The organism is Campylobacter sp. RM16189 (genome assembly GCF_012978815.1).
In the GTDB taxonomy this organism is placed as follows: Bacteria; Campylobacterota; Campylobacteria; order Campylobacterales; family Campylobacteraceae; genus Campylobacter_A.
This window is the reverse complement of sequence record NZ_LIWR01000006.1, coordinates 77,408-90,714: the sequence shown is the minus strand read 5'-3', so window position 1 is coordinate 90,714 and position 13,307 is coordinate 77,408. Positions and strand designations below refer to the sequence as shown.

Annotated in this window: 15 protein-coding genes; 7 read left to right on the top strand and 8 right to left on the bottom strand. The window is 34.9% G+C overall.

Annotated features, from left to right (window positions below; genetic code table 11):
• Nucleotides 1-38: 38 nt before the first annotated feature.
• The gene (locus CDOM16189_RS05755) at nucleotides 39-1,340 is read right to left on the bottom strand and encodes an MFS transporter (protein WP_169975604.1); all 1,302 of its coding nucleotides are present in this window, start codon (nucleotides 1,338-1,340) and stop codon (nucleotides 39-41) included.
• A gap of 110 nt (nucleotides 1,341-1,450) precedes the next feature.
• Here CDOM16189_RS05755 and CDOM16189_RS05750 point away from each other — a divergent pair, with 110 nt between their 5' ends.
• The 5 genes from CDOM16189_RS05750 (at nucleotide 1,451) to CDOM16189_RS05730 (ending at nucleotide 5,913) form a co-directional block, all read left to right on the top strand.
• Nucleotides 1,451-2,062 carry a non-canonical purine NTP pyrophosphatase gene (locus tag CDOM16189_RS05750; protein WP_169975602.1) on the top strand — a complete coding sequence of 204 codons (612 nt, stop codon included), beginning with the start codon at nucleotides 1,451-1,453 and terminating at the stop codon, nucleotides 2,060-2,062.
• A 77-nt stretch (nucleotides 2,063-2,139) separates the two neighbouring features.
• Nucleotides 2,140-3,054: an AEC family transporter gene (locus CDOM16189_RS05745; RefSeq protein ID WP_169975600.1), complete on the top strand. Its 915-nt coding sequence runs from the start codon at nucleotides 2,140-2,142 to the stop codon at nucleotides 3,052-3,054.
• Between the two features lie 86 nt (nucleotides 3,055-3,140).
• On the top strand, nucleotides 3,141-4,217 hold the full coding sequence (locus CDOM16189_RS05740; RefSeq protein ID WP_169975598.1) for a DUF262 domain-containing protein: 1,077 nt from the start codon (nucleotides 3,141-3,143) through the stop codon (nucleotides 4,215-4,217).
• The gene (locus tag CDOM16189_RS05735) at nucleotides 4,210-4,680 is read left to right on the top strand and encodes a HEPN domain-containing protein (RefSeq protein WP_283240837.1); all 471 of its coding nucleotides are present in this window, start codon (nucleotides 4,210-4,212) and stop codon (nucleotides 4,678-4,680) included. The genes CDOM16189_RS05740 and CDOM16189_RS05735 overlap by 8 nt, the downstream gene beginning before the upstream one ends.
• A gap of 9 nt (nucleotides 4,681-4,689) precedes the next feature.
• Nucleotides 4,690-5,913, top strand: a complete 1,224-nt coding sequence (locus tag CDOM16189_RS05730; RefSeq protein ID WP_169975595.1) for a saccharopine dehydrogenase family protein — start codon at nucleotides 4,690-4,692, stop codon at nucleotides 5,911-5,913.
• A gap of 31 nt (nucleotides 5,914-5,944) precedes the next feature.
• Here CDOM16189_RS05730 and CDOM16189_RS05725 read toward each other — a convergent pair whose 3' ends face one another.
• The 7 genes from CDOM16189_RS05725 to CDOM16189_RS05690 form a co-directional block, all read right to left on the bottom strand.
• On the bottom strand, nucleotides 5,945-7,516 hold the full coding sequence (locus tag CDOM16189_RS05725; protein WP_169975593.1) for a hypothetical protein: 1,572 nt from the start codon (nucleotides 7,514-7,516) through the stop codon (nucleotides 5,945-5,947).
• A gap of 36 nt (nucleotides 7,517-7,552) precedes the next feature.
• A complete protein-coding gene (locus CDOM16189_RS05720; protein ID WP_169975591.1) occupies nucleotides 7,553-8,578 on the bottom strand; it encodes a hypothetical protein in 1,026 nt (341 codons plus the stop codon).
• 2 nt (nucleotides 8,579-8,580) lie between these two features.
• Nucleotides 8,581-8,841, bottom strand: coding sequence for a YkgJ family cysteine cluster protein (locus CDOM16189_RS05715; RefSeq protein WP_169975589.1), 261 nt, complete (start codon nucleotides 8,839-8,841; stop codon nucleotides 8,581-8,583).
• Nucleotides 8,842-8,843: 2 nt separating this feature from the next.
• Nucleotides 8,844-9,275, bottom strand: a complete 432-nt coding sequence (locus CDOM16189_RS05710; RefSeq protein WP_169975587.1) for a hypothetical protein — start codon at nucleotides 9,273-9,275, stop codon at nucleotides 8,844-8,846.
• Nucleotides 9,276-9,743 carry a tellurite resistance TerB family protein gene (locus CDOM16189_RS05705; RefSeq protein WP_169975585.1) on the bottom strand — a complete coding sequence of 156 codons (468 nt, stop codon included), beginning with the start codon at nucleotides 9,741-9,743 and terminating at the stop codon, nucleotides 9,276-9,278.
• A complete protein-coding gene (locus CDOM16189_RS10075) occupies nucleotides 9,718-10,554 on the bottom strand; it encodes a helix-turn-helix transcriptional regulator (RefSeq protein WP_502707256.1) in 837 nt (278 codons plus the stop codon). Before CDOM16189_RS10075 ends, CDOM16189_RS05705 begins: the two co-directional genes overlap by 26 nt.
• A gap of 194 nt (nucleotides 10,555-10,748) precedes the next feature.
• Nucleotides 10,749-11,252, bottom strand: a complete 504-nt coding sequence (locus CDOM16189_RS05690; protein WP_170000842.1) for a molybdate transport repressor — start codon at nucleotides 11,250-11,252, stop codon at nucleotides 10,749-10,751.
• 187 nt (nucleotides 11,253-11,439) lie between these two features.
• Here CDOM16189_RS05690 and CDOM16189_RS05685 point away from each other — a divergent pair, with 187 nt between their 5' ends.
• Nucleotides 11,440-12,387 (top strand): HlyD family secretion protein, encoded by a 948-nt coding sequence (locus tag CDOM16189_RS05685; protein WP_170000841.1) that lies wholly within the window; start codon nucleotides 11,440-11,442, stop codon nucleotides 12,385-12,387.
• Nucleotides 12,384-13,307, top strand: coding sequence for an ABC transporter ATP-binding protein (locus CDOM16189_RS05680; protein ID WP_170000840.1), 924 nt, complete (start codon nucleotides 12,384-12,386; stop codon nucleotides 13,305-13,307). Before CDOM16189_RS05685 ends, CDOM16189_RS05680 begins: the two co-directional genes overlap by 4 nt.

Here is a 13,307-nt window from a genome sequence, read left to right as displayed (position 1 = left end):
TAATTATATTCAAAATTTAATAAAGAATAAATAAAAAATTAAGCTTTTAAAATCTCTCTGATTCTCTCTTCAGTGATTAGAGTTGAATTGTATTTAACGACAAAATTTGCCGAAGTCTTGTAATACTCTATCAACCCTTTTTCATCTTTTAGCAGTTCAAAGTCTAGTACTTGATCTAATCCAAAATACAAATTTTTAAATATCACAGGATTATCAAGCCATCTTAAAAGAACAAGCCAAATAATACAAAGTGCTATAAAAACCGCACAAAGCACATCCAAATCAAAATATTTTAGCAATACTCCAGCCCCGACTCCGCCTATGAAGCTACCCATAAAGCCAGACGAGTTAAAGACTCCAAGAGCGGCACCTTTTTCGTTAGCCTTTGCAAATTTTGAAGCGATTGACTGCATTATAGGCTCGTGCATGTTAAAGCCTACGAAAAACAGCACAACACCTATACAAAACACTATCTCGCTATTTGCCAGAGCAAAAAAGAGATAAGAGGCTATAAATAATACTATGCCAAGTATCAAAAGATGCTTACCAAGGCCTCTTTTTTCACCCATTGCACCGCCTAAACCCATTGCAATAAATCCAAAAACCGTTGAGACGGCATAAATCTTCCAAAGCTCATCTTTGCTTCCCCCAAAATTATGAACCAAAGCGATAGGAATGATGAAAAAAGCTACGGACATCAGCATCTTTTGCATAAAATTTGTAGTATTCATAAGAAATAAATTTTTGTTTGACAGTAGCTTAAAAAACGGAGTCTTCTCCTCTTCATGCCAGGTTTTACTCTCTTTTGGAACGGCAGTGTATAAAAGGATGATACAAAAAAGACTTAAAGCGGCACTTAGATAAAATAGGCTAGAAAGCCCGAATTTCGCACTCATTACCGGAGCTACAAGCATAGATAGCGCAAAGCTTATGCCGATAAATGCGCCCATTATAGCCATCGCCTTGCCTCGCACCTCCTCTTTTGTGCTATCGCTTATCATAGCAGTAGCAACACCTCCGATAGCGCCTGCTCCTTGGATAAAACGACCTAAAATCATAGTGTAAATATCAGTAGCATTAGCGCAAATCAAAGCTCCCACGATAAATATCAAAAGCCCGAAAAGTAGAGTGATCTTGCGACCAAATCTATCTGAAATATATCCAAAAGGAATCTGAAATATAACCTGAGTAAGTGCATAAACACCGATCAAAACTCCTACTAAAAATTCGTTCGAGTAGTTAAGCTCCAAGGCATATACGCTAATAACCGGCAAGATGATAAAAATACCAAAAAATCTGCTTCCTATAATAAAAGATAGAGGCAAAACACTTTTTAACATATAAATTTTCCTTTTAAAAGAGAGATTGTAGCTTAAAATGGCTAAGATATTTTTAAATTTTAAATAGATTTTAGGTAAAATCACGATTAAAATTTGAAAAAAGGCAAACCGTGAAAATATTACTAGCCACATCAAATAAGGGCAAAGTTAAAGAGATAAAAAGTTTCCTAAAAGAGTATGAAATTTATGCCTTAAGTGAGATTTGTGAGCCTTTTGAGATCATTGAGGACGGAGATAGCTTTAAAGAAAATGCACTCATTAAAGCAAGGGCGGTTTATAATAAAATTTGCGAGCTAAATTTACAAGATGAGTTTATAGCTCTAAGCGATGATAGCGGCATTAGTGTTGATGCGCTTGGCGGAAAGCCTGGCATTTACTCGGCTAGATTTAGCGAGATCGCAACGGACGAGGCAAATAGAGCCAAGCTGATATCGGAACTAAAGGCGCTAAATTTAAGCTCATCGCCAGCGTATTATACAGCCTGTATCGCGGTTACAAGTAAATTTGGAGAGTTTAGCATGCACGGCTTTATGCACGGAACTTCCCTTACTAAAGAAAGAGGCGAAAACGGCTTTGGCTATGATGCACTATTTGTCCCAAAAGGCTTTGATAAAACCCTTGGCGAGCTTGATGATGAAATGAAGCTTGAAATTTCTCACCGTTCAAAAGGGCTTAAACTAGCCAAATTTATATTAAAAAATCTAAAAAATAAATTTTATTAGAAATAACTAAAATTTTAATTCGGTTAAACTTTAGCGATTTTAACCGAATTTCTCAAAGTTAAAATCAAAGGCTTTTTATGCAAGTTATTGTAAGCGCTATTTTGTCGATATTTTGTATAATCCTGCTTGGCTTCGTTTTAAAAAGAAAGTTTTACAAAGTGCCTAAATTTTGGGCTATTTTAGATAGTATGACCTACTATATTTTTATGCCATCCATGCTATTTTATAAAATCGCAACAGCCAAGATAACTGGCTCAAGTGACCTATTAGGCGCACTCTTGCTTGTTTTAATTTGCTTTTTTATAGTCGTATTTTTAGCCATATTTATAAATTTTTTTACCAAATTTGAACCTGCCAAATTTACATCTTTTTTTCAAGGCTCCATCAGATATAACACCTATATTTTTTTAGGTATAGTAAATGCGATGTACGGCGAAATCGGCATTTTAACCGCCGCTTTTTTAATGGCTTTTATCATACCGCTTATAAATATATTTTGTGTTTGCATTTTTGCAATCTACATCAAAAAGGGCAAATTTTCACTACAAAATACATTTAAAAACATAGCAAAAAATCCTTTTATCCTAGCCTGCGTTTTGGGTATTTTTGCAAACTTTTTAAGTATTAGAAGCGAAATTTTAGAGCCCTTAAAACTCATAGGAACAGCCGCTATCACAACAGGTCTTTTGTCGGTTGGAGCGGGGTTAAAATTTGAGCAAATTAAAAATTTAAAGCCGGAATTTTACCTATCTAGCTTCTTAAAACTTATTTTTTATCCGCTGATAGTTTTTATAGGCTCCAAAATGATAAATTTATCGCCGCAAACCGCGATGGTTTGTATATTTTTCGCCTCTATGCCTACGGCAACGTCAAGCTATATATTAGCAAGTCAAATGGGAGGCGATAAGAGCCTAATGTCAGTTATCATCACCTTTCAAACGCTGATTTCTATCGTCACAATCTGGCTGATTTATGTTTTGGCAGTAGTTTAAATTTAAATATACTTGTTATTTTATTTATTTTTATAAATTAAACACTATAATACTCCATAATTAATTTCAAATGTAGAGATCAAATCATGTGCAGCGCTAACAATCAAGAAAATCAAGATATAGCAGAATACAAAGAAGAACAAGAATCAGAATATGGCTCATATGACATAACGTATAATCTAACAAGCTACGGTATAGATTTCCCAGTTGATAGTCTTGTAAGCAGATATGATAAAGAAAAAATATACTTACCAAATTTTCAGAGAAATTATGTTTGGAATAAAAAACAAGCTTCTAAATTTATAGAATCTTTATTATTAGGTCTTCCTGTGCCTGGTATATTTTTATATAAAGATATAGATGAAAAGATGCTTATAATTGATGGATATCAAAGAATAGAATCTATTTCAAGATATTTTAAAAATTCATTCGATAATAGCGATTTTAAACTGAGTGGTGTTAATAAAGATTTTAATGGAAAGATTTACTCTAGGCTCAATGAAAACGAAAAAGATAAAATAGCTACCTCGATTATACATGCAACCATTATAAAAGCAGATAATCCCAAGAAAAAAAACTACCATGCTATTTATGAAATATTCGAAAGACTTAACACAGGTGGCGTAAAATTAAGTCCGCAAGAGGTTAGAAATTGTATATCGGATGGAAAATTTAGACAAAAAATAACAGAATTATCTAATCTTGATATAGTCAAAAATTTTATATCCATTGACAAAAAAAGAAAAAAAGATGAAGAAATTATATTGAGATTACTAGCTTTATCTTTCATTGAATACACAGGAAATATGAAGCAATTTTTAAATGATTTTATGTTTGCCAACAAAGACATAGATAGTCAAGAAATACAACAAGCGCTTAATCTATTTGTTGAAATAATACAATTTATGAACCGAATTGATGCTAAAGAACATTTTAGAAAAAACGATCAACTTAGTATAGCAATACTGGATTCTCTATGGGTAGGAATTTATAAAAATTATGAATTGTTGAAAAATAAGCATGTTGAACAGATAAAAGAAAAAATTGACCAATTAATGCAAAATGAGAAATATAAAGAAGCTATAAAGACTGGCACAACGCACAACACCAATAGTGTCAAGGATAGATTAGAAAAATCAATAGAATTTCTTAGTAATGTATAATGATTTTATAAAATTTAATCAAGCAATAAATGATTTAAGCGTCAAAATAGACAGTTTGACAAAAGATGACAGTATAGATATGGACATAATAGACCATTTAACAAAATACTTAATAATATTGATGTCTGGATATATTGAAAAATTTTTTGAAAAAACCATTAAAGACTGTTTAGATGGCAAGTCAATACCAAAAGAAATTAAAAATTTTATTAATAACAATTTACAGGATATTACAAATTTAAAACCAACAAAACTAAAAAGTATTTTAGAAAAGTTCGATAGTGCATGGAAACAACAAATAGAAGAAAAGCATGCAAATGCGCTAGGTGCAATAATAAAAGCAAGAAATGATATAGCACATTGCAATAATACCAACATATCAAAGCAAGATTACATTAAACACTTTAACACAACAAAACAAATGCTAGAAAAAATAGAACAGGAATTATTTAATAAAATATAAGGAGCAATTATGAAACATATCTTAATTATCGGAGCGGGTGGAGTAAGCCAAGTAGCTACGGTAAAATGCGCGATGAATAGCGATGTATTTACCACTATCACGCTTGCAAGCCGTACAAAAAGCAAGTGTGATGCGATAGCTAAATTTATAAAAGAGCGCCTCGAAATAACGATAAACACAGCTAAAATCGACGCTGATGACACAAATGCGGTCGTAGAGCTCATCAAGCAAACAGGGGCTGATTTACTGCTAAACGTGGCGCTTCCTTATCAGGATTTAACGCTGATGGATGCGTGCGTAAAAGCTGGAATTCCTTACATAGACACTGCAAACTATGAGCATCCTGACACTGCGAAATTTGAATACAAACTTCAATGGGCAAAGGACGCCGACTTCAAAAACGCAGGCACTATGGCTCTGCTTGGAAGCGGCTTTGATCCGGGCGTAACAAACGTATTTTGCGCTTATGCACAGCAAAATTTGTTCGATGAAATTCACGAGATCGACATCCTAGACTGCAACGCTGGCGATCACGGATATCCGTTTGCCACAAATTTCAACCCTGAGATAAACCTGCGCGAGGTTAGCTCAAAGGGTCGCTACTGGGAAAATGGCGAGTGGATCGAAACTCAGCCGATGGAGATCATGTTCCAGTGGGATTATCCAAAAATCGGCGTGAAAGATAGCTACTTGCTATATCACGAGGAGCTTGAAAGCTTGGTTAAAAATATCAAAGGACTTAAGAGAATTCGCTTCTTTATGACCTTTGGACAAAGCTACCTAACTCACATGAAATGCCTTGAAAACGTCGGCATGCTTCGCATAGACGAGGTTGAGCATAACGGCATGAAGATAGTGCCTATACAGTTTCTAAAAACCCTGCTTCCAGACCCTGCGAGTCTTGGCCCAAGAACTAAAGGCAAGACAAATATCGGCTGCGTGATCCGCGGTCTCAAAAGTGGCAAAGAGCGCCAAGTCTACATCTACAATGTCTGCGATCACGAGGCATGCTATGCTGAAACTGGTGCGCAAGCGGTTAGCTACACCACAGGCGTTCCTGCTATGATAGGCTCGATGATGGTTGCTAAGGGGATTTGGAACGGCAAAGGTGTCTTTAACATTGAAGAATTTGACGCTAAACCGTTTATGGACGAACTTATGAAGCAAGGCTTGCCGTGGGAGATCATCGAGATGAAACCGGGCGAGAGATATGAGGTAGTAAGAAAAATTTGATTTAATAAGGCTACACTTTGTAGCCTTTCTTCTAAAATCTTATAGGTTCATCGCTTAGCATAATATCGTTAAATTGATTAAAATTAGTATATTTTAACTTCTTACCATAAAACGAATTTATGGAAATTAGACTCTCTATAAAGACTGCATTATTATTTAGCTCAACCGCGGATTTTAATTGAGCAAAAGAACTATCCATCTTTAATACCATATCATTCTTATAAGTATCTATTAGATCTTTTATCCTTTCATTATCTTTTATAAGCTCAGGAAGTACTTCATCAACCAAAACCGAAATTTCTGCTTTTTTTGCCCGAGACTTTTGAAGCTCGGCATAAACTCCAAAAATATAACCTAATGAATTTTCTATAGTCTTTAATCCCAAAACAACAACAGTAGCTGAAATCACTATAGTAAAAACACCTGAAAGTACGCTAGCTATATTTGAAGGCATAAATGCTATTAAATACTGCATTATCATAGTATCTATAGTTTCAGCCATTAGCACCATAAGTATCGAAAAAATGGATTTAACTATATTAACTATAAGATCTTGAAAGTTTTTAATTTTACCTTGCACATATAAAAGGATAGCATTGTACACAGACTTAGCAGCCGTTCTTAAATTTTCCCATAAATACATAAATTTTGTATGTAAAGTTTTAAAACAACTAGAAATCACGTTTACGAGAATATCGATCACTGCAAACCCTGCGCCATTAATAAAGCCGTCTTTTAATGATTTTAAAACGTTTTGAAAAAGTCTAGAAATCCTAGATAACAAATCACTTTTTCCACTCTTGTAATAGTCTTTTATTTCATATAAAACGCCACTTCCGAGAGTCTGTAAAGCTAGTGCAACAGCTCCGCTTATAGCAACTCCTGCACTATTTTTAGCCATATATTTTATATCTGTTTTAATAGTAAAATTTCTTGCGTTTTCTTTTTTGCTAGTTTCGTAATCAACCATTCCCTTCTCTATTTTTTCAAGCATCATCCTTGCTTCTTTTATAGCATTCTCATCTTTGCTTTTTTCTATTATTTTTTTGTAATGATTTATATCCTCTTGATATCTATCCGAATTTACAACAACCTTTAAACCTTCGGCATTCATATACTTTTTATTTTTGCCCTTTAAGTCATTTGATTTAGATATTACTTTTGTTCTAGACTTTCTTTTTAATTGGCTATCTTTACTCTCAAAACTCTTATGTTGCATCTCTCCAAAAATATCAACCTCATCCCCATCAAGAGCTTTTACTATATCGCTTTTTCTAATAAGAGAAACATCTACCAAAGGATCATTTGCTTTTGTTATTTCATCATGCCTGATATATCTTAAATCATTTTTATTTTTTGCATTATCGATATTTCTCATTCCCACATCCAATGATTCAAATAAGAATCCGTGAGAAGTAGTATCATTTTCTCGGTTTTTGTTTTTTACTCTTTCCGAGTCATACACTTCTTTTGTATCTATACGCATTCTTGTAGCTTCAACACTTTGAGCATAACTTGAAGTGTCAAAAATATTCAGTCCAAATCTAGCTAAAGTCTGTGTTCCTATCTCATCAATTATCTCTTCATATATCGCTTTACTCATGATACATCCTTTTAGTTTTAAAGGGCTTTACGCCCTTTAATTATACTTCTCATTTATATCTTTTAGTTGTTTTAATAACTTTTCGGCCTTGCGTTTTGTTTTGCGTATAGCTACAGAAATCTTACCGTTTTCTTCAAGCAACGGAACGGATATTAAATTTTTTATACTTTGAGCAAGTAACACTGTGTTATGAACTAGGCGCTGGTCCTCTTTAGAATAACTTGCATAGTTATTATTTATAGATACGATATTTTCTAATTCGCTCAAAAACTTACTAAAATACTTCTCGGAAAGCTCGCTTAAAGTAATTTTTACAGTATTCGCAACATCTTTTACATGAGATAGTTCAAGTATAGCAGTTTGATTTGCCTCTGCTATACTTTTTGCTTCTTGCAAATTAGAATATGCGTTATTTTTAGCAGTTTCGGCCTTAGATGATAAAACCCAGCCTGCAACAGCCAAAGCAGGACCCGCAACAAGACCTCCTAAAACCATTGTTCCTCCTGCCATGCCAAGCCCTCCTGTAGCCAAAGAACCTCCTCCAAGCCACGCCAGAGTAGCATTCGTTGCAGCTACTCCGCTAAGTGAACTTATAGCAGTGCCCGTGCTTGCGGTAGCCAAAGCTCCGGTTAAGCCAAAAGCACCAAACCCTGCAGCGGCACCTGCTCCAAGAGCTGCCGCTCCGCCAAATGCTGTCCGGATATCTAGTATCTGGCTTTTTAACTCCTCAAATTCTTTGCTACTTATATCCATTGCGCTATCAAATTTCAAACCGCCTTCAGGTTCATAATTTTTTATCCTAGAAAATATCTCTATAAAATCTATCATATACATATCAAAAACTTCTTTTTTGTATTCGCCAAGCTTAACTATAGAAGTATTTGTAGCCTCTCTTGATGTATTGAGATTTTTTTGAGACTCTTCAAAAATATTCCTTGCTCTTTCATTATAGTTTTTTGCATGTTGCGTATCCGAATAAGCATCATAGCCCTTTTTTGCCCCAAAGGCTGCGGCTGCTAAACTAGCTCCACCAACAAGTACAGGTATTAACGGTAATGGCATTTTTATCCTTTAAATCTCTCTTTTAAAATTTTACAAGCAGTTTCATTTATATCGTAAAATTCATCTTTACTAAAGTATTTATAATACTCAACTTCATACATCTCATCCACTCTACAAATAGCAGGTCTAGCATCGTAAATCTTACATAAATTATTGGTTTTATCTAAATTTATGCAAGAGCCGTCTTCACATAAAAACTTAGCAAGCTCTCTTATTCCTTGTATATTCACACAACAAAGACCGCAGCTATCGCATTTAAACATAACTATCTGTCTATAATCTTATTTAAAATCAAACTATAATTAGTCATATTTAAAGACCAATTGTCACAAAGCTCTATCACCTCATTACTAGCTTTTAGCTTCTCTTGCATAATCTCTTTTATAAGTATATTTTTAGGATTTAACGAATCGGCTTGAATATACATGTTAGCTTCAAGATAAAATTTGATATCAATATCATCTATAATATCCAAAATTTCCTCTCTAAATTCATCTGTATCGTCGTTAAAAAAGGCATTTATATCTTTAGATTGTTCAACCAAATCATCAACCAAAGTATCAATTCCACTTTCGTCTATTAAATCTTGTAATAATTTATTATTAGTCAGAATATTTTTACTATCATCTAGAACGATAATGGCTACAAGTTTTAAAAAATTTTGTTTCTTATACTCGTCAAATTTACTTAAAAACATCTACTCTCCTTTTGTTTTTTCATGCACTAACTCTATATCTTGAACTATCTTCAGTCCGCTTGTAATACTTAAGGCGCAACTCTCTATAATAGGCACTTCAAAATCACCTTGATACATCTTTTGTTTAAGTCTATCTAAGATATCTTGTTCTATGGGCGTAATGACCCCATCCGAATAAACAAGAGAAATGAGTTCAAAGTAGATCTTTTTGTAATCAACAGTGTTAGTACTGCTACTGTTAAATATATTGTCTATTTTACTTTTATACTCTGCCTCATCATCCTCAAAAGCTTCTACGATATGATCATATTTTGCCGTTCTTTGAGGCATCTCTATTTGCATCTCATCGCAGTATTCTCTTAATAAAGCCGACTCCTCTTCTTCTATCTTGCCATTTGATTTAGCGCAAATTATGGCAAACGCCAAAAATTTTTCCTTACTGTCATCTCTCATATTTTTCAAAAACATTTTTTTCCTTTTTTATATAATCTTCAAGCTCTGCTAAAAGTTTATTCTTTAGTTCTATTGGCTCCAATATACTAATATAAGGAATCCAATACCGAACCATTCCCATAAAATCTTTCAAAAAAGCTACTTTTGCTTCAACTACAAGATCCCCATTTTTCAAGTGTCTTACTGCCGACTGCCCTTTAAAAATTTTACGCCTAAGAATAAATTCACTAACCTCCTTTTTTACTTTTAGTTTTATATTAATCAAATTTTCACTTATAAATTGATCACTGTTTTTCTCTATAAAATTTTCTATATCCTGATTTTTCTTAAAATTATTGCCTCTCCTTAAATTAATTATTTTTGAGATTGCATAATTTTTTATCTTACTGTTTTCAGTGGCTATAAGATACCAAACTCCGTTAAAATTAATAAGCTTATATGGTTTTACGTTTCGCTCTTTTTGCTTGTATATAAAATGGGCTATATTTGAGTAGGAAATACAAATTTCAAGAATTTTAAATATATTAGGGTTAACATGCTCATAAGAACATCCGACAACTTTTTTATTGCTATCAGATAAATGGTTTATAAAATTTTTACTTGGATAAAGATCCTCTATGCCGCTTTTTTGGCTAAATTTAAGAAGTTCATAATTTTTTAACCTATTATCGCAATCATCAAGATAATAAAATCCGTCTTTAAATACAATAGATAAATTTATAAGTCTGTTATTTAAATCTCTTTGTATAGTACGTTTTGAAACACCGAATTCATCGGCAAGTTTAGGAGTATAGAGCTTTTTCCCACAAAGAAGTTCTGAAATTATATAGGCTAGCCTAAAAGCTAACTTGTCGCTACCCCCCCCCCATTTTTTTAATTCCTATACCCACAAAACCTCTTTTTAAATTTTTAAAATATTATACACAACCCATACGACAAGTTGTGTCGCAAATATCACTTTATTTTTAGAATTTAACTAAAATATTTGTCCTTTTAAAACCAATATATAACTGCCTAAATTTATCGCTTATTTTTAGATTTATCACTTTCTTGTAGTTGTTTTTGGGTGTTTATATTTTGCAGCTTCTCTCTTAAAAGATTAAAAATTTCATATTTTGATTTTTCGTATTTATCTAAGATTATCGCGTCGTTTTCACTGATTGGCTGCATAAGCCCGTCAGCGGCCTCTCTATCAAGCCTTCCTCTTTTAAATTTCACGTTTAAAACCTGAATATCTCGCTTTTTATCCACAACGCGAGTGCTGATCTCATCGATATCTTTAAAATAAAATTTATGCTGTTTAGAACCCTTTTTCACGCCAAATCCGTCATCAAAAATTTCTATAAAACTCTCTTGAACTATCTTTTTCACACAAAAAACGGCACATACTAAAGTTACTATCATGGTAAAAATCGCAGAAGCCGCAAGTTCATAATAAACATATCCTAAAAAACCCGCCGCAAACAGTAAAACCGACATTATAAGCGATCCTATAGCGCCCTTTTTATTCTCTTTTATCTGCATATTTTTCCTTTTTGTTTCACAAATTTCGTACCTAAAAGCTAAAATTTAAAAATGATTATATCAGAACAAGCCCAAATTTAAAGCTTTCAAACTGACACTAAAATTTAGCCGCTAAGGCAAATTGCGCTATAATGGTTATAGGTTTAAGAAGCTTTTTGGTATTTGCACTCTAAATTTAGGAGTAAAAATGAATGCAAAATTTATCATCTTATCTCTCATTTTGATACTTTCAGGCTGCGACAAGAAGGCCGCGGACACTTATTTTAGCGGTTATTTGGAGGGCGAATACATCCATATATCACCTTATTTTAGCGGACGCATAGTAAAAATTCACGTAAAAGAAGGCGAGATTATTGATTCGGGCAAGTTGCTATTTGAGCTTGAAGATACTTTGCAAAAAGCGAATTTAAACATAGCTAAAGCGAATTTAGCCTCACTTGAAGCAAAGCTTGAGGATCTAAATTTAGGCATGCGAAAAGAAGAGATCGAGCGTATCAAAGCAAAGCTAGACGAAGCCAAGGCGGCAAGTTGGCTTGCTGATAAAAACTGGCAGCGAACTAAAAAACTAATAGCCAAAAACTCGGTTTCTGATAAAGAAGCAGATATCGCAAAAGCCGAATTTGAAAGAGCAAGAGCCGTAGTAAACGAGCTTGAAGCCTCTTTAAAGATCGCAAATTTGCCCGCAAGAGCAAATCAAATAAACAGCCTAAAAGCGGACATAAACGCACTCAAAGAAGATATCAAAGCCAAAGAGTGGCAGCTAAATGAAACCAAAATTTACGCTCCAAAAGCGGGCAAGATAGAAGAGATATTTTACAAAGAAAGCGAGTGGGCTCTAAACGCAAAGCCCGTTATCTTGCTGCTTCCGGCAAATGAAATGAGGGCGAAATTTTTCGTGCCGATTGGCTTACTTAGCGAGTTTAAAGAGGGGCGAAGAGTGGCGATTAGTTGCGCAGGATGCGGGAATTTAACCGCAAGGGTTAGTAAAATCGCCTCCTCTCCTGAATACGCCCCGCCCATTATCTACAGCGAAAATACGCAAGATACGCTAACTTACCGCGTCGAAGCCGAGATAGATAATCGGGGCGAATTTTTACACCCATCGCTTCCAATCAGCGTAAGGCTTATAAGATGAGCGATACGAATTTAGCCATCGACGTAAAAGGTCTTAGCAAGAGTTTTGGCAAAAAGGTTATCTTAAAAGATGTGGATATCAGCGTTAAAAAAGGCAGCGTTTGCGGATTTTTAGGTCCAAACGGCAGCGGCAAGACTACTGCTATGAGGATACTTTGCGGACTTTTGAAGGCCGATAGCGGAAGCGGGCGATGTCTGGGGTATGACTTCGTAACCGACTCTAGCGCGATTAGACGAAATACGGGCTATATGACGCAAAAATTCGGCTGGTATAGCGACCTTAGCGTTAGGGAAAATTTAGAATTCATAGCAAAGCTTTTTAGTCTGAAAAACCAAAAACACAAAATCAACGCCACGCTTGATCGCCTCGGACTAACCGCTAGGCAAAACCAAAGCGCGGGCGATCTTTCAGGCGGCTTAAAGCAACGCCTTGCGCTTGCGATGTGCCTTATACACGAGCCTAGACTTTTGCTCCTTGATGAGCCCACGGCGGGCGTTGATCCAAAGGCGAGGCGGGAATTTTGGGATATCATCCACGAGCTTGCTAGCGAGGGAATTACCGCGCTAGTATCGACTCACTACATGGATGAAGCCGAGCGTTGCCACGAACTTATCTACATAGCTTACGGCAAAATTTTAGCTAGGGGCGCTCAAGATGATATCATCGCCTCTCATGCGCTTAATGTTTGGACGCTAAGCGGCAAGGACGCTTCAAAGGCTGCTAGCATGCTTGAAGGAAGGGAATTTTTACAAAGCGTTTCTGCGTTTGGAAGCAGCTATCATATCGTCGCTAAAGACACCCGCGCGCTTAAATCAGCCGTAGAAAAATTTGGGCTAAATTTAGAGCTAACCGCTAGCAAAGCGACTTTGGAAGATGTTTTTATACATCTGCTTGAGCGATTTAAAGACACTAGGTATTAG